General features: G+C 71.2%; 15 protein-coding genes and 1 pseudogene. 10 read left to right on the top strand and 6 right to left on the bottom strand.

Going from position 1 to position 15,705, the window contains the following annotated elements:
- Nucleotides 1–100: 100 nt before the first annotated feature.
- Nucleotides 101–976 (bottom strand): SCO6745 family protein, encoded by an 876-nt coding sequence (locus ABD366_RS10585; protein ID WP_324772451.1) that lies wholly within the window; start codon nt 974–976, stop codon nt 101–103.
- Between the two features lie 116 nt (nt 977–1,092).
- Between ABD366_RS10585 and ABD366_RS10580 the strand changes: the two genes are divergently transcribed.
- Nucleotides 1,093–2,067, top strand: coding sequence for a GlxA family transcriptional regulator (locus ABD366_RS10580; protein WP_324772452.1), 975 nt, complete (start codon nt 1,093–1,095; stop codon nt 2,065–2,067).
- 52 nt (nt 2,068–2,119) lie between these two features.
- Entirely contained in the window at nt 2,120–2,746 is a 627-nt protein-coding gene (locus ABD366_RS10575; RefSeq protein ID WP_324772453.1) for a DJ-1/PfpI family protein, read from the top strand.
- A 108-nt stretch (nt 2,747–2,854) separates the two neighbouring features.
- Here ABD366_RS10575 and ABD366_RS10570 read toward each other — a convergent pair whose 3' ends face one another.
- Nucleotides 2,855–3,637 (bottom strand): enoyl-CoA hydratase/isomerase family protein, encoded by a 783-nt coding sequence (locus ABD366_RS10570; protein ID WP_324772454.1) that lies wholly within the window; start codon nt 3,635–3,637, stop codon nt 2,855–2,857.
- 208 nt (nt 3,638–3,845) lie between these two features.
- Between ABD366_RS10570 and ABD366_RS10565 the strand changes: the two genes are divergently transcribed.
- Complete coding sequence (locus ABD366_RS10565) at nt 3,846–4,388, top strand: ATP-binding protein (protein ID WP_324772455.1); 543 nt, start codon at nt 3,846–3,848, stop codon at nt 4,386–4,388.
- A 3-nt stretch (nt 4,389–4,391) separates the two neighbouring features.
- On the opposite strand, the gene idi is transcribed toward ABD366_RS10565, so the two are convergent.
- From idi to galE, 4 genes and pseudogenes are all read right to left on the bottom strand, one after another.
- Nucleotides 4,392–4,985 (bottom strand): isopentenyl-diphosphate Delta-isomerase, encoded by a 594-nt coding sequence (gene idi / locus ABD366_RS10560; RefSeq protein ID WP_324772456.1) that lies wholly within the window; start codon nt 4,983–4,985, stop codon nt 4,392–4,394.
- Between the two features lie 142 nt (nt 4,986–5,127).
- Nucleotides 5,128–5,874 (bottom strand): annotated as a pseudogene (locus ABD366_RS10555) (SAM-dependent methyltransferase); the annotation flags it as partial.
- A 164-nt stretch (nt 5,875–6,038) separates the two neighbouring features.
- Nucleotides 6,039–6,974, bottom strand: coding sequence for a cation diffusion facilitator family transporter (locus ABD366_RS10550; protein ID WP_324772457.1), 936 nt, complete (start codon nt 6,972–6,974; stop codon nt 6,039–6,041).
- A 180-nt stretch (nt 6,975–7,154) separates the two neighbouring features.
- Nucleotides 7,155–8,138: a UDP-glucose 4-epimerase GalE gene (galE, locus tag ABD366_RS10545; protein WP_324772458.1), complete on the bottom strand. Its 984-nt coding sequence runs from the start codon at nt 8,136–8,138 to the stop codon at nt 7,155–7,157.
- 272 nt (nt 8,139–8,410) lie between these two features.
- On the opposite strand from galE, the gene ABD366_RS10540 reads away from it, so the two are divergent.
- The 7 genes from ABD366_RS10540 to ABD366_RS10510 all read left to right on the top strand — a co-directional run bounded on the left by ABD366_RS10540 (nt 8,411) and on the right by ABD366_RS10510 (nt 15,427).
- Nucleotides 8,411–10,174 carry a DUF5941 domain-containing protein gene (locus ABD366_RS10540; RefSeq protein WP_344441639.1) on the top strand — a complete coding sequence of 588 codons (1,764 nt, stop codon included), beginning with the start codon at nt 8,411–8,413 and terminating at the stop codon, nt 10,172–10,174.
- Nucleotides 10,171–10,923 carry a phosphocholine cytidylyltransferase family protein gene (locus ABD366_RS10535; protein WP_324772460.1) on the top strand — a complete coding sequence of 251 codons (753 nt, stop codon included), beginning with the start codon at nt 10,171–10,173 and terminating at the stop codon, nt 10,921–10,923. Before ABD366_RS10540 ends, ABD366_RS10535 begins: the two co-directional genes overlap by 4 nt.
- The gene (locus ABD366_RS10530; protein ID WP_324772461.1) at nt 10,911–11,978 is read left to right on the top strand and encodes an iron-containing alcohol dehydrogenase family protein; all 1,068 of its coding nucleotides are present in this window, start codon (nt 10,911–10,913) and stop codon (nt 11,976–11,978) included. Before ABD366_RS10535 ends, ABD366_RS10530 begins: the two co-directional genes overlap by 13 nt.
- Nucleotides 11,956–12,735 (top strand): CDP-alcohol phosphatidyltransferase family protein, encoded by a 780-nt coding sequence (locus ABD366_RS10525; RefSeq protein WP_324772462.1) that lies wholly within the window; start codon nt 11,956–11,958, stop codon nt 12,733–12,735. The genes ABD366_RS10530 and ABD366_RS10525 overlap by 23 nt, the downstream gene beginning before the upstream one ends.
- Nucleotides 12,736–12,779: 44 nt before the next feature.
- A complete protein-coding gene (locus ABD366_RS10520; protein ID WP_324772592.1) occupies nt 12,780–13,625 on the top strand; it encodes a glycosyltransferase family 2 protein in 846 nt (281 codons plus the stop codon).
- Nucleotides 13,626–13,719: 94 nt separating this feature from the next.
- A complete protein-coding gene (locus ABD366_RS10515; protein WP_324772463.1) occupies nt 13,720–14,649 on the top strand; it encodes an ABC transporter permease in 930 nt (309 codons plus the stop codon).
- A complete protein-coding gene (locus ABD366_RS10510) occupies nt 14,642–15,427 on the top strand; it encodes an ABC transporter ATP-binding protein (RefSeq protein WP_324772464.1) in 786 nt (261 codons plus the stop codon). Before ABD366_RS10515 ends, ABD366_RS10510 begins: the two co-directional genes overlap by 8 nt.
- Nucleotides 15,428–15,705: the final 278 nt, after the last annotated feature.

Below are 15,705 nucleotides of genomic sequence, written 5' to 3'. Positions count from 1 at the left end.
GGTTGCGCGGCAATTGTGGCAGGTGGCACCGACAGCGGGGGATCAGGGCGCGGAGCTGCGCACTCGCACGGGCCGGCGGAGGCGGGGTGCGTCCCGGACCTCAGGCGGCCTTGCCGATGAGGTCCTCGGGGAACGCGCCGTTGCCGAGCGCCGCTCCGACGAAGCCCGTGGCCAGCTCGGTCAGCCGGGCGACGCCCGCCTCCCCGAGGTGGTCGTACGGCGCCCGGTCCAGGACGTCCGTGCGCTCCTCCACGGCCGCACGCAGGCGCGCGCCCTCCTCGGTGAGCGTCAGCTCCGCGTCCTTGGTGAGCAGCCCACGCGCGCGCAGCCGTTCGGCGGCGTCGTCGAATTCCGCGCGGGTCCAGCCGCGCGTGGCGAGCAGCCACTTCGGGGCCATGCCCTTGCCGGTCGCGACATGGCTGACAAGGGCCTCGACCGGGTCGAGTTCGGCGGCGAGCAGCGCGGCGAGGTGTCCGTCGCCGCGGTGCTCGCGCAGCAGCGTCGTCGCATGCCAGTACGCGAGGTGCGGCGCCTCGGGGACGGGCAGGTCGGCGTGGGCCGCGTACAGGGGCCGGGCGTGTCGCGTGCAGGCTTCCGTGGCGCGCAGCGCCAGCGCGGCGGCCTCGGCCATCTCCTCGGAGGCGAGCGCCTCCTCGCCGAGCAGCCGCCGCAGCGTGGAATCGACGGCACGCGCGCGTGCCGCGAGCACCGTCTCCGGGGAGGCGGTCTGCCACACGGCGGGCACGTGCTGGGCCACGAGGTCGTGCTTGAAGTTGTAGAAGGCCGAGGTCACCGTTCCGGCGCCGACGGCTCCCATGGCCGCGGAGCGGGCCGCGAAGTAGGCGGCGCTGCGGTCCTCCACGCCCACCGCGGCGAGCTCCTTGCCCAGGTCGGGCGAGAAGTAGTGGGTCGAGTGGAACGGGTTGAGGACGTTGTGACAGCGACGGGCGGCGCGCAGGCGCGGGTCAGGGGTCATGCCCGTACGTTACCGACCGGTTGGTACGCGGAGAGATGCGGGGGAGCCGACGAGGGCAGGAAAGGAGGGGTACTCGTCATTGCGGCCGCGTGTGCGGCCCCCGAAGAATGAGGCGCATGCCGCCCCGCACCGTTCTCGTACTCCTCTTCGACGGCGTCCAGAGCCTCGACGTCACAGGCCCCGTCGAGGTCTTCGCCGGCGCCGCGCCCGCCGCGGGTTCCGCCTCCGGCGGGTACCGCGTCCGCACGGCCTCGCTGGACGGTGCTCCGGTGCGTACGTCGAGCGGCCTGATCCTGCTCCCCGACCACTCCCTCGCCGAAGCCGCTGTCCCCGCCCCGCACACCGTGCTGGTCCCCGGCGGCCAGGGCACGCGCCGCCCCGATCCGCGCCTGATCGACTGGCTGCGGGTGAACGCGCCCGGCGCCCAACGGATCGTCTCCGTGTGCACGGGCGCGATCCTCCTCGCGCAGGCGGGGCTCCTGGACGGCCGCAGGGCGACGACGCACTGGGCGTACTGCGACCGCCTCGCCCGCGACCACCCGGCGATCGATGTCGACCCGGACCCCATCTACGTACGCGACGGGAACGTGGCCACGTCCGCCGGTGTCACCGCCGGCATCGACCTCGCGCTCGCCCTCGTCGAGGAGGACCACGGCAGGGACACGGCCCTGACGATCGCCCGCCACCTGGTCGTCTTCCTGCGGCGGCCCGGGAACCAGGCACAGTTCAGCGCCCAGCTCGCCGCCCAGACGGCCCGCCGCGAACCGCTGCGCGAGGTCCAGCAGTGGATCACCGAGCACCCCGACGACGATCTGTGCGTCGAGTCGATGGCGGCCCGCGCCCGCCTCTCGCCGCGCCACTTCGCCCGCGCCTTCCGCACGGAGACGGGCCTCACCCCCGGCCGCTACGTGGAACGCGTCCGCGTCGAGCACGCCCGCCGTCTCCTGGAGGACACCACCGACGGTGTCGAGGAGGTCTCCCGGGCCAGCGGCTACGGCACACCGGAGGCGATGCGCCGCGCCTTCCTCAAGAACCTGGGCACGCCCCCGGCCGAGTACCGCCGCCGGTTCCACGCGCCTTCCCCGAGCTGACCCGGCCCACCTGCCGCGGCCGGACCCTTCCACCCGCACGGAAAGGCACCCCATGCAGATCGCCATCGCCCTCTACGAGCGCTTCACCGCCCTCGACGCCATCGGCCCCTACCAGACCCTCGGCGGCCTGCCCGGCGCCGACGTCGTCCTCGTCGCCGAGCAGGCGGGCCCGGTACGGGACGACTCCGGGCGGCTCGCACTCGTCGCCGACAAGAGCTTCGCCGACGTGCCGCGGCCGGACATCGTCGTCGTACCGGGCGGCCCCGAACAGCGCGACCAGACGGAGAACGAGGCCCTCCTCGGCTGGCTGCGCGCGGCCGACGCGCACACCACCTGGACGACCTCGGTGTGCACCGGCTCCCTGGCGCTCGCCGCGGCAGGCCTGCTCGACGGGCGGGAGGCCACCTCGCACTGGCTCGCGCTGGAGGAGCTGGGCAGGTTCGGGGCGCGGTCGACCGGACAGCGCGTGGTGTTCGACGGCAAGTACGTCACCGCGGCGGGCGTCTCGTCCGGCATCGACATGGGGCTCGCCCTGGCGGGCCGGATCGCCGGGGACGAGACGGCGCAGGCGATCCAGCTGATGACCGAGTACGACCCCCAGCCGCCCTACGACGCGGGCTCCCCGGAGAAGGCCCCCGCCCACCTCGTGGAGCGCTTCCGTGCGTCTGTCAGGGCCTGACGGAGAGCGCTTCCGTGCCGCACTCAGGGCCTGAGAGCCTGTCTTTGAACCCCCTCCCCCAGCTAACGCTGGGAGGTGCCCCCAGCGCAGCGCGCGGACGACGGGGGTTCAAAGACAGGCTCTGACGGTCCACTCGAAGCGCGGCGCCCTGCGCTCCAGGAACGCGGCGACCCCCTCCGCGGTGTCGCCGCTGTCGCGCGCCTGCCCGGCCCAGTGCGCGTCCCGGTCGGTGCGCCCCGCCGCGAACTCCTTCGCCGCCGCCTGCGTCAGCTGCGAGCGCCCGGCGAGGGTCCGCGTGAACTCCGCGACGCGCTTGTCCAGTTCGGCCCCGGGCAGGACCTCGTCCAGGAGCCCGGTGCGCAGCGCCCGCTCCGACCCGATCAACTCGCCGGAGAACAAAAGGTACTTGGCGCTCGCCGGGCCGACCAGCGCCGCGAGCCGCCGGGTCGACGACGCGGGGTAGACGATGCCCAGCTTCGCCGGGGTCACCCCGAACAGCGCGTTCTCGGCGGCGAACCGCAGATCGCAGGCGGCCGCCAGCTGGCAGCCGCCGCCCACGCAGAAGCCCCGGACCACGGCCAGCGTGGGTTTGGGGAAAGCGGCGAGTGCCTCCTCGGCCGCGACGGCCAGCCGCTGCGCCGCGCCCGCGCCCGAGGCGAGCATGGAGATGTCCGCCCCGGCGCAGAAGGTGTCCCCGGCTCCGGTCAGCACCAGCACGCGTACCGCCGGATCCACCGCGAGGGAGGCGAGCAGCGGCGGCAGGGCCGCCCACATCGGGTCGGTCATGGCGTTGCGCTTGGCCGGATGGTCGATGACCACCGTGGCGACCCCGTCGGTGACGGTGTGCGTGAGCTGCTGCGGCGACGCGGGAGGTGCGGACGAGGGAGCCATGCGCCGGATGCTATCCGCCGGGCTCGAACGTACGACCAGGGGTGGCGGCCCTCGTACAACAAGCTGAAGAGCCTCGAAAGCGGAACAAGTGGGACAGGATCAGTCGTACAGCCGACTCGGCCGTACGTCAGTGATCAAATTCCGCCAGTACTCGCTGACTTCCTGTCAGTTATGCGGTCCGGACCTGGGCGTTATCAACACTCGAAGGGTGGTGACAATCGAGCGCAAGGGCGGCGACCGGGCGATGAGTGACGACGGGTTGGGGGCCCGCGCACTTCCTCAGCACAATGGGGGAGCGCCCCCCGAGATGGCGGCGCAGGTGCCGCTGCCGTACGAGGGGGTCTGGCGGTTCACGGCGCAGGCGGCCGACGCCTCCGTGCCACAGGCCCGCCGGGCGGTGCGCGAACTGCTCGCCAGGCAAGGGGTGCCCGCCGGTGACGATCTGGTCCACGGGCTGCTCGTGATCGTCTCGGAGCTCGTCACCAACGCGGTGAAGCACGCCGCCCTGCTCTCGCCGATGCTCGCCGTGGAGGTCGCCGTCGGCGCGGAATGGGTGCGGGTCTCCGTGGAGGACGACCACCCCTACCGCCCGACGGCGCTCGAAGCGACCAGCGGTCAGACCGGCGGCCGCGGACTGCTGCTCGTACGGGAGATCACCGCGGAGGCGGGCGGCGTCTGCGACGTCGAGCACACCGCGAGCGGGGGCAAGGTGATCTGGGCCGCCCTGCCCCTGAAACCCCCGAACGTGTGACGGCTACCAGCCCGCGGCCGGGCCCGTCAGCTCCCGGACGGCCGGCCGCGCCGCGTCGAGCACGGTCATGAACCACGCGGAGAACGGGTCCTCGGCGTGCCGCTCGGCCAGCTCGCCGGCGGTCACGAACGCGGTCGCCCCGACCTCCTCCGGATCCGGGCCCAGCGGCGCCTGCACCATCCCGACGAACAGGTGGTTGAACTCCTGCTCCACGAGGCCCGATTCGGGGTCCGGGTGGTTGTAGCGCACGGTGCCGGCCTCGGCCATCAGCGACGGCGAGACACCCAGCTCCTCGAAGGTGCGCCGGGCGGCGGCCGCGAACGGGGCCTCGCCGGGGTACGGGTGCCCGCAGCAGGTGTTCGACCACACGCCGGGGGAGTGGTACTTGCCGAGCGCCCGCTGCTGGAGCAGCAGCCGCCCCTGCTCGTCGAAGAGGAACACGGAGAACGCTCTGTGCAACCGGCCGGGCGGCTGGTGGGCGGCGAGCTTCTCCGCGGTGCCGATCGTCCTGCCGTCCTCGTCGACGAGTTCCAGCAAGATCGCTTCTCCGGTGCCGTTCGACGAGCTGTTCGCCGCGGTGGCAGGTGTGGTCGGCATACCCATCCTTCGCTTCGGTCCTCGCACCCCAGTCTGCCGTACGAAACGGGCAGTCCCTGACGAAGCCACGGACCGAATGTCCCGCCCGGCCCTGCGGCCGGACGGGACCGGGGGATCAGCGCCCGTGCGGCGGCTGTGCCTCGGGCCTCAACACATAGCCCGTGTACCCGTACTCGGCGCCGTGCTCGCGCCGCATCGCCAGCTCCGCGCGCGTGCCGGCCAGCGCCTCGGCCATGCCGGGACGCTCCGGATCGGCGGCGTCGGCCCGCTCGGCCAGCGGCCCGTAGTACTCGTCCCAGTCGGACTCGGGCTGCGGATACGCCCCGAGCACGCGGTACCCGGCGGCCTCGCACGCCCGCCGGTTCCCCTCGGTGGTCCGCAGCTCGTAGTGCGGCTCCCAGAAGGCCCGGGCCTGCGGGGACGGGGTGTCGGTCGTCCACTCGCACTCGGTGAGCGCTAGTGCGCCGCCGGGCGCGAGCAGCGGCTTCCACCGCGCCAGCGCGGTGTCGAAACCGATGCTGTACGCCGAACTCTCGGCCCAGATCAGATCGAACGAGCCGTCCTGGTACGGGAGTTCACCCATGTCCGCCGAGACGGCCCGGATCCGGTCGGCGAGCCCGCGGGCGTGCGCCGCCGCCCGCAGCTCGTCGAGGAACGGCTCGTGCAGATCCACGGCCGTCACCGCACCGCCGGTCTCGGCGGCGAGCAACAGCGCGGAGCGGCCCGGACCGCAGCCCAGGTCGAGGATGCGGGGACGCTCCGGCAGCGGACCCGCCCAGGACAGAAGGCGCCGCGTGGTCGCGTCGGAGCCCGGTCCCTGCCGGGGGAGCCCGTGATGCAGGGCGAAGAAGGAATCGCGTACAGCGTTGGCGTTGCTGTCGTCAGTCAACGTAGAACCCTTGAGTGAAGGGGCCTCGCTCGGATGTGCTCAGGCGAGGGCCCGGGAGATGGGGATGCACCTGTCGCTGCGCACGGCAGCGCTCACCGCGACGACAGTCATCAACCCACCTCCTCAAAGATCGCCGATCACGCTAGCACGCTCGGTGGCGGCTGTCAGTGGCAGAGCTTCGCCTCGTGCTCGGCGTGCCCGCTGGGCTCCAGCTGGAACGTGCAGTGCTCCACGTCGAAGTGGTCGCCGAGGCAGCCCTGCAGTTCGTGCAGGAGCTTCTCGTTGCCGATCGTGGTGAGCACGTCCTGGCTGACGACCACGTGCGCGGAGAGCACCGGCATCCCCGAGGTGATCGTCCAGGCGTGCAGATCATGGACGTCCTCGACGCCCGGCAGCGCCAGTATGTGCGACCGCACCTGCCCCATGTCGACGCCCTTGGGAGCCGACTCGAGCAGCACGTTCAGGGTCTCGCGCAGCAGCTTGACCGTACGCGGGACGATCATGAGGCCGATGACCAGCGACGCGACCGGGTCGGCGGCCTGCCAGCCGGTGGTCAGGATGACGACGGCCGAGATCAGCACCGCCAGCGACCCGAGCGCGTCCGCGGCCACCTCCAGGAAGGCGCCGCGCACGTTCAGGCTCTCCTGCTGGCCCTTGACGAGCAGGGAGAGCGAGATCATGTTCGCCACCAGGCCGATGAGGCCGTAGACGATGGTCAGGCCGCCCGCCGTCGCGGCCGGCTCCATGAAGCGCTGGATCGCCTCGTACAGGACGTAGCCGCCGACGCCCAGGAGGAGCAGGCAGTTGGCGAGAGCGGCGAGGATCTCGGCGCGTGCGTAGCCGAAGGTGCGCTGGTCGCTGGCCGGGCGGTTGGCGAAGTGGATCGCGAGCAGCGCCATCGCCAGGCCGAGCGCGTCCGTGGCCATGTGCGCGGCGTCCGCGATCAGGGCCAGCGAGTCGGCCATGATGCCGCCGACGATCTCCACCACCATCACGGTCAGCGTGATGGTGAGCGCGATGCGCAGCCGGCCCCGGTGAGCGGCGGCGGCCGTACCGGTCGCCGGCCCGTGGCTGTGCCCGTGGTCGTGTCCGGCCCCCATGGAAACCGCCCTCCGTTCCGGTTCGCCGCGCCGCTCCCGTGCGGGGCGGCGATCACAGTGAACTACGGGGCAGGGGTATCCGCAAACATTGCAGTGAACACCGTTGTCATGTGCCCTGACCTGCGGAAACGCCTCAAAAGAAGCGAAGGCGCGTGTGCGCAGGTCAGGGCACCGGCACGCTCACTCAGCGGCTGCCTCGGGGTGGCGCAGGCACCATCCGGCCCAGGCCGACTCGACCATCTCGCGCACCCCGCGCGTCGCCGTCCACCCGAGCTCCTTCTCGGCCCGCGCCGAGGAGCCGACCGCGCGGGGCGCGTCGCCCGGGCGCCGCGGCTCGACGAGCGCGGGGGTGGGGTTCCCGGTGACGTCCGCGATCACGTCGACCAGCTCGCGCACCGAGACGCCCCGGCCCGTGCCGATGTTGAGGGTGAGGTCACCGCTCGCGCCGGGCTCCGCCAGCCTGCGGGCCGCCGCCAGATGTGCCTCGGCGAGATCGGCGACGTGGATGTAGTCGCGTACGCACGTGCCGTCCGGCGTCGGGTAGTCGTCGCCGAAGATCCGCGGGGCCTCGCCGCGCGTGAGCCGGTCGAAGACCATCGGGATCACGTTGAAGACGCCGACGTCCGCGAGCCGCGGTTCGGTGGCGCCCGCCACGTTGAAGTAGCGCAGGCACACCGTCGCCATGCCGTGCGCGTGCCCGGCCGCCCGCACCAGCCACTCGCCGGCCAGCTTCGTCTCGCCGTAGGGGTTCACGGGAGCGCAGGGTGAGGACTCGGTGATGAGGTCGGTGTCCAGATTGCCGTAGACGGCCGCGGACGAGGAGAAGACGAAGCGGCGCACGCCCGCCGCCGCGACCGTCTCCAGGAGCGTGGCGAGCCCGCCCACGTTGTCGCGGTAGTACGGCTCGGGCTTCTCGACCGATTCGCCGACCTGCTTGTGCGCGGCGAGGTGCACGACGCCGGTGACCTCGTGCTCGGCGCACACCCGGCGCACCAGATCTGCGTCCAGAGCGGAGCCGCGTACGAGCGGAATCTCCGCGGGCAGCCGGTCGGGCACCCCCGACGTCACGTTGTCGAGGACGACGACGCGCTCTCCGGCGCCCGTCATCGCCCGTGCCACATGTGCCCCGATGTATCCGGCTCCGCCGGTGATCAGCCATGTCATGACGCACCACCCTAAGCGGGACACCGTGGACGACGGGTTTGTGGCGCGGGGCGTTGATCGTCAATGATGCACCGGCGGCCTGGAGTACGCAGACCGTGTGGGACAGGGGTCGATCGGGCCGTGAACGGGCGATGAACGTCCGCTTCTCAACATCCGATAGCCTCTGCCGACATGCCGCCCGGCCACCCCTAGGACCTAGGGACCGTGTCCCGGGCGCCTCCATCGTGCATGAGCCCGGCGCGCTCGCGTCGGCACCCAAGGAGTGAGTTCGTCTGTCGACCGCCATCGTCACCGGTCAGCCGGTTCCCGGGTCGTCCCTGGAGGGCGACCTGCGGACTCTCGGCTTCGACGTTCGACTCGCCCCGGACCTCGCGGACGCCGAAGCGGCGCTCGCGACCGTCCCCGGCGACCAGCGGGTCGCGGTCGTCGACGCGGGCTTCGTGGGCCATGTCCACGCCCTGCGCCTCGGCCTCACCGACCCCCGCTTCCCCACGTCGGCGATCCCCGGCGCCGTCACCGCCCAGCCCGCGAGCCGCCAGGCCCTGCACCGGGCGGTCGAGTCCTCCGGCATCGCGCCCGACGCCCTGGCCGCGGGCCTGGAGACGGCCGGCACCGAGGTGCACCGCCCCGAGCTCGGCGAACTCGTCGCCGCGGTCCCCGCCGACCCGCAGGCCCGCAATGAGGCCCGCCAGGCCGTCGCCGCCGTCGACGACGAGGCGATCCGGCTGCGCACCGCGGTCAAGGCGCGGGACGGCTTCTTCACCACGTACTGCATCAGCCCGTACTCCCGCTACATCGCGCGCTGGTGCGCACGCCGCGGCCTGACCCCGAACCAGGTCACCACCGCGTCGCTGCTCACCGCCCTGATAGCGGCGGGCTGCGCGGCCACCGGCACGCGCGTCGGCTTCGTCGCGGCGGGCATCCTGCTGCTCGCCTCCTTCGTCCTGGACTGCACCGACGGGCAGCTCGCCCGCTACTCCCTGCAGTACTCGACGCTCGGCGCCTGGCTCGATGCGACCTTCGACCGCGCCAAGGAGTACGCGTACTACGCGGGCCTCGCGCTCGGCGCCGCCAACGCCACCGGTGATGACGTCTGGGCCCTGGCGCTCGGCGCGATGGTCCTCCAGACCTGCCGGCACGTCGTCGACTTCTCCTTCAACGAGGCGAACCACGACGCGACCGCCAACACCAGCCCCACCGCCGCCCTCTCGGACAAGCTCGACAGCGTCGGCTGGACGGTCTGGGTGCGCCGGATGATAGTCCTGCCGATCGGCGAACGCTGGGCGCTGATCGCGGTCCTCACAGCGGTGACCACCCCCCGCATCACCTTCTACGTCCTGCTGGTCGGCTGCGCCCTCGCCGCCTGCTACACCACCGCGGGCCGCGTCCTGCGCTCGCTGACCCGCAAGGCACAGCGCACCCCGCGCGCCGCCCAGGCGCTCGTCGACCTGGCGGACACCGGCCTGCTGACCGGCGGGACCGTCCGCAAGCTGCGCGGCGGCGGCTACACCGCCCCGCTGCTCGCCGCCCTCGCCGCGGCGATCCTTGTGATCACCACCGCGTTCCTGGACTTCGGCTCCTGGGGCGTCCTCGGCGCGGCCTGCGTCTACGTGATCCTGTCCTCGCTCGCCGTCTCCGGACCGCTGACCGGCCCACTGGACTGGCTGGTCCCGCCGGTCTTCCGGGCCGCCGAGTACGGCACGGTCCTGCTGCTCGCGGCCAAGGCGGACGTGCACGGAGCGCTGCCCGCGGCTTTCGGGCTGGTGGGGGCGGTCGCCTACCATCACTACGACACGGTGTACCGCATCCGCGGCGGTACGGGAGCGCCCCCGCGCTGGCTGGTGCACGCGATCGGCGGGCACGACGGCAGGACCCTCCTGGTCACCCTGCTGGCCGCGCTGCTCACACCGACAGATTTCACGCTCGCGCTCACGGTGCTCGCCGTGGCCGTGGCACTCGTGGTGCTCGCCGAGAGCATCCGCTTCTGGGTCTCTGCTGGAGCACCCGCCGTACACGATGAAGGAGAACCCGCATGATCGGCCTCGTCCTGGCCGCCGGCGCCGGCAGCCGGCTTCGCCCCTACACCGAGACGCTCCCCAAGGCGCTCGTGCCCGTCGCGGGCGAGGGAACCGAGAACGAGCTCTCCGTCCTCGACATCACCCTCAAGAACTTCGCCGAGATCGGCCTCGAGGAGGTCGGCATCATCGTCGGCTACCGCAAGGAGGTCGTCTACGAGCGCAAGGCCGCGCTCGAGGCGAAGTACGGCCTGAAGCTCACGCTCATCGAGAACGACGTGGCCGAGAAGTGGAACAACGCCTACTCCCTGTGGTGCGGCCGTGACGCCATCAAGCACTCGGTGATCCTCGCCAACGGCGACACCGTCCACCCGGTCTCCGTCGAGAAGACGCTGCTCGCCGCCCGTGGCGACGGCAAGAAGATCATTCTTGCCCTGGACACGGTGAAGGACCTCGGCGAGGAGGAGATGAAGGTCGTCGTGGACCCCGAGACGGGCGTCCGCAAGATCACGAAGCTGATGGACCCGGCCGAGGCCACCGGCGAGTACATCGGTCTCACCCTCATCGAGGGCGAGGCCGCCGACGAGCTGGCCGACGCCCTGAAGGCCACCTACGAGCGTGACCCGCAGCTGTACTACGAGGACGGCTACCAGGAGCTCGTCAACCGCGGCTTCAAGGTCGACGTCGCCCCGATCGGCGACGTGAAGTGGGTCGAGATCGACAACCACGACGACCTCGCCAAGGCCCGGGAGATCGCGTGCCAGTACTGACGAGGCTCATCCCCTCGCCGGTCGTCGTCGACATCCGGCCGGGGGCGCTCAACGACCTGGCCGGGGTCCTCGCCGACCAGAGGATCTCGTCGTCCACGGGGCGCCTGGCCATCGCGATCAGCGGCGGCTCGGGCGCCGCCCTGCGCGCCCGCCTGGAGCCCTCGCTGCCCCGCGCCGACTGGTTCGAGGTCGGCGGCGGCACCCTCGACGACGCCATTCAGCTCGCCGACGACATCAAGAAGGCCGGCCGCTACGACGCCATCGTCGGCCTGGGCGGCGGCAAGATCGTGGACTGCGGCAAGTTCGCCGCGGCCCGCGTGGGCCTGCCGCTGGTCGCCGTCGCGACGAACCTGTCGCACGACGGCCTGTGCTCGCCCGTCGCGACCCTCGACAACGACGCGGGCCGCGGCTCGTACGGCGTGCCGAACCCCATAGCGGTCGTCATCGACCTCGATGTGATTCGTGAGGCGCCGGTCCGTTTCGTGCGCTCCGGTATCGGCGACGCCCTGTCGAACATCTCCGCGGTCGCGGACTGGGAGCTGGCCGCACGTGAGCGCGGCGAGGACATCGACGGGCTCGCGGCCGCCATGGCCCGCCAGGCCGGCGAGGCCGTCCTGCGCCACCCCGGCGGCGTCGGCGACGACGGCTTCCTCCAGGTCCTCGCCGAGGGCCTGGTCCTCACCGGTATCGCCATGTCGGTCTCCGGCGACTCGCGGCCCGCCTCCGGCGCCTGCCACGAGATCAACCACGGCTTCGACCTCCTCTACCCCAAGCGCGCCGCCAGCCACGGCGAGCAGTGCGGCCTCGGCGCGGCCTTCGCGATGCACCTGCGCGGTGCCCGCGAGGAGTCCGCCTACATGGTCTCGGTGCTGCGCCGCCACGGCCTGCCCGTGCTGCCCGAGGAGATCGGCTTCACCGTGGAGGAGTTCGTCAAGGTCGTGGAGTTCGCTCCGCAGACCCGGCCGGGCCGCTACACGATCCTCGAACACCTCGACCTCACCACCGACCAGATCAGGGACGCCTACGCCGACTATGCACAAGCCATCGGTAGCTGAGCTCCGCCCGGTCGTTCACCCCGCGGGCGTGAAGGACCGACGCAGCGGCGAACACTGGGGTGGACGGCTCTACATGCGCGAGATCTCGCTGCGTGTCGACCGCCACCTGGTGAACACCAAGGTCACGCCCAACCAGCTGACCTACCTGATGACCGTCTGCGGCGTCCTGGCCGCCCCCGCCCTGCTCGTGCCGGGCATCTGGGGTGCCGTCCTCGGCGTCGTCGCGGTCCAGCTGTACCTGCTGCTCGACTGTGTCGACGGCGAGATCGCCCGGTGGCGCAAGCAGTACTCGCTCACCGGTGTCTGGATGGACCGCGTCGGCGCGTACCTCACCGACGCCGCCGTCCTGGTCGGCTTCGGCCTGCGCGCCGCCGATCTGTTCGGCACGGGCCGCATCGACTGGCTGTGGGCCTTCCTCGGCACGCTCGCCGCGCTCGGCGCCATCCTGATCAAGGCCGAGACCGACCTCGTCGGCGTGTCCCGGGCGCAGAGCGGCCGCGAGCAGGTCAAGGAGTCGGCGTCCGAGATCAAGGCCTCCGGCATGGCGCTCGCCCGCAAGGCGGCGTCCGCGCTGAAGTTCCACCGCCTCATCCTGGGCATCGAGGCGACGCTGCTGATCCTGGTCCTCGCGATCGTGGACCAGATCCGGGGCGACCTGTTCTTCTCGCGCCTCGGGGTGGCCGTGCTCGCCGGCATCGCGCTCCTGCAGACCCTGCTCCACCTCGTGTCCATCCTCGCTTCGAGCAGGCTGAAGTGAGCACCCCGGCACAGTCCGTCAAGGTCGGCGCGGTGATCATCACCATGGGCAACCGCCCGGCCGAGCTGCGCGCCCTCCTCGACTCGGTCGCCAAGCAGGACGGCGACCCGGTCGAGGTGGTCGTGGTCGGCAACGGCTCGCCGGTCCCGGACGTACCCGAAGGTGTACGAACCGTGGAGCTGCCCGAGAACCTCGGCATCCCCGGCGGACGCAACGTCGGCATCGAGGCATTCGGGCCCTCCGGCTCCGACGTCGACGTCCTGCTCTTCCTCGACGACGACGGGCTGCTGCCGCTGACCGACACGGCCGAGCTGTGCCGCGAGGCCTTCACGGCCGACCCGAAGCTCGGCATCATCAGCTTCCGCATCGCGGACCCGGACACCGGCGAGACCCAGCGCCGCCACGTGCCCCGGCTGCGCGCCGCCGACCCGATGCGCTCCTCGCGCGTGACGACGTTCCTGGGCGGCGCCAACGCCGTCCGCACGCGCGTCATCGCCGAGGTCGGGCCGCTGCCCGGCGAATTCTTCTACGCCCATGAGGAGACCGACCTCGCCTGGCGTGCCCTCGACGCGGGCTGGATGATCGACTACCGCGCCGACATGGTCCTGAACCACCCGACCACGGCTCCGTCCCGGCACGCCGTCTACCACCGCATGGTGGCCCGCAACCGCGTCTGGCTCGCCCGCCGCAACCTGCCCGCGCTCCTGGTCCCCGTCTACCTCGGCGTGTGGCTGCTCCTCACCCTGGTCCGCCGTCCTTCGGGCCCGGCCCTGAAGGCCTGGCTCGGCGGTTTCAAGGAGGGCTGGACCACGTCCTGCGGCCCCAGGCGTCCCATGAAGTGGCGTACGGTGTGGCGCCTGACCCGACTGGGCCGACCTCCTGTCATCTGACAAGCTCGAGTCTGAGAGCATTCGGCCGAACCCCCCGGCCAGGCTCCCGCCTATGCCCGATCAGGCTGCGCTTTTGAAGACGAAAGTTCCCCTTGTGAGTGAGACAACGCATGACGGACCGGTCGCGGTGACCGCGGCCCCGTCGCCCGACGACGGGCTCTCCCCGGCCGAGCTCGCCGCCAAGTACGGCTTGTCCGTCAGCGGAGCCCGTCCCGGTCTGTTCGAGTACGTACGGCAGTTGTGGAGCCGGCGTCATTTCATCCTCGCCTTCTCCCAGGCGAAGCTGACCGCCCAGTACAGCCAGGCCAAGCTCGGCCAGGTCTGGCAGGTGGCGACGCCGCTCCTGAACGCGCTCGTCTACTACCTGATCTTCGGCCTGATCCTCGGTGCGAACCGGGGGATGGACCGTGAGGTCTACATCCCGTTCCTGGTGACGGGTGTCTTCGTCTTCACCTTCACGCAGTCCTCCGTGATGGCGGGCGTCCGGGCCATCTCGGGCAACCTCGGCCTGGTGCGGGCCCTGCACTTCCCGCGCGCCTCGCTGCCCGTCTCCTTCGCGCTCCAGCAGCTCCAGCAGCTGCTGTTCTCGATGATCGTGCTGTTCATCGTGGCGTGCGCCTTCGGCAGCTTCCCCGGCCTGCGCTGGCTGCTGATCATCCCGGCCCTCGTGCTGCAGTTCCTCTTCAACGTGGGTCTCGCGCTCGTCATGGCGCGGGCCGGCTCCAAGACCCCGGACCTGGCCCAGCTCATGCCGTTCGTGATGCGTACGTGGATGTACGCGTCCGGCGTCATGTTCGCCATCCCGATCATGCTCAAGGACAAGCCGCAGTGGATCGCGGACGTCCTGCAGTGGAACCCGGCAGCCATCTACATGGACCTGATGCGCTTCGCGCTGGTCGACGGCTACCCCCGCGAGTGGCTGCCGCCGCACGTCTGGGCGGTGGCGCTCGGCTGGGCCGTCGTCGTGGCCGTCGGTGGCTTCATCTACTTCTGGAAGTCCGAGGAGCGGTACGGCCGTGGCTGATCTCGACAAGACGACCGATGCGCGCATCCCGACGGTCATCGCCGACGAGTTGCACATCGTGTACCGCGTCAACGGCGCGAAGACCGGCAAGGGCAGCGCCACCTCGGCGCTCAGCCGCATACTCAAGCGCGGCGAGGAGCGCGGTGTGCGCAAGGTGCACGCCGTACGCGGCGTCTCCTTCACCTCCTACCGCGGCGAGGCCATCGGCCTGATCGGGTCGAACGGCTCCGGCAAGTCGACGCTGCTGCGCGCCATCGCCGGTCTGCTGCCCGCGGAGAAGGGCAAGGTCTACACCGACGGCCAGCCCTCGCTGCTCGGCGTGAACGCGGCCCTGATGAACGACCTCACCGGCGAGCGCAACGTGATCCTCGGCGGCCTCGCGATGGGCATGTCCCGCGAGGAGATCAAGGAGCGCTACCAGTCCATCGTCGACTTCTCGGGCATCAACGAGAAGGGCGACTTCATCACCCTGCCGATGCGTACGTACTCGTCCGGCATGGCGGCGCGGCTGCGGTTCTCCATCGCGGCCGCCAAGGACCACGACGTCCTGATGATCGACGAGGCCCTGGCCACGGGTGACCGCTCGTTCCAGAAGCGTTCCGAGGCCCGCATCCGTGAGCTGCGAAAAGAGGCCGGCACGGTCTTCCTCGTCAGCCACAACAACAAGTCGATCCGGGACACCTGTGACCGCGTTCTCTGGCTGGAGCGCGGCGAACTGCGTATGGACGGTCCGACGGCCGAGGTACTGAAGGAGTACGAGAAGTTCACGGGCAAGTAACCGCCCGCCTTCCCGGCCGCGTCATATGAGGCCCCACCGCACTCCATCCGGTGGGGCCTCATATATGCCTGTATATGCCAACTACTTGGTCGTGGCGATGCGATCGCGGTCAAGGGTGGGTCAACTTCCTTGCCTGCAAGGAATCTTGGCCTCGATCGGTGTGTTGTTGTGATGTGCCGAGGACCCCGCCGTGGCGGCCATCGTTGTACAACGTAAGCTGTGCCAGTGCTTATTCGCGGCAAGTAGGGCGATAATGCGCGATGTCCCGGTCCGGTGGG

It is taken from the genome of Streptomyces kunmingensis, from assembly GCF_039533535.1.
In the GTDB taxonomy this organism is placed as follows: Bacteria; Actinomycetota; Actinomycetes; order Streptomycetales; family Streptomycetaceae; genus Streptomyces; species Streptomyces kunmingensis.
The sequence above is the reverse complement of the archived record's forward strand: the minus strand, read 5'-3'. Positions and strand labels throughout refer to the sequence as shown.

Bases quoted from the DNA above. Each gene is read 5' to 3' on its own strand.
- ABD366_RS10585 (WP_324772451.1), bottom strand. From the start codon at position 976: ATGACCCCTGACCCGCGCCTGCGCGCCGCCCGTCGCTGTCACAACGTC.
- ABD366_RS10580 (WP_324772452.1), top strand. From the start codon at position 1,093: ATGCCGCCCCGCACCGTTCTCGTACTCCTCTTCGACGGCGTCCAGAGC.
- ABD366_RS10575 (WP_324772453.1), top strand. From the start codon at position 2,120: ATGCAGATCGCCATCGCCCTCTACGAGCGCTTCACCGCCCTCGACGCC.
- ABD366_RS10570 (WP_324772454.1), bottom strand. From the start codon at position 3,637: ATGGCTCCCTCGTCCGCACCTCCCGCGTCGCCGCAGCAGCTCACGCAC.
- idi (WP_324772456.1), bottom strand. From the start codon at position 4,985: ATGCCGACCACACCTGCCACCGCGGCGAACAGCTCGTCGAACGGCACC.
- ABD366_RS10550 (WP_324772457.1), bottom strand. From the start codon at position 6,974: ATGGGGGCCGGACACGACCACGGGCACAGCCACGGGCCGGCGACCGGT.
- galE (WP_324772458.1), bottom strand. From the start codon at position 8,138: ATGACATGGCTGATCACCGGCGGAGCCGGATACATCGGGGCACATGTG.
- ABD366_RS10535 (WP_324772460.1), top strand. From the start codon at position 10,171: ATGATCGGCCTCGTCCTGGCCGCCGGCGCCGGCAGCCGGCTTCGCCCC.
- ABD366_RS10525 (WP_324772462.1), top strand. From the start codon at position 11,956: ATGCACAAGCCATCGGTAGCTGAGCTCCGCCCGGTCGTTCACCCCGCG.
- ABD366_RS10520 (WP_324772592.1), top strand. From the start codon at position 12,780: ATGGGCAACCGCCCGGCCGAGCTGCGCGCCCTCCTCGACTCGGTCGCC.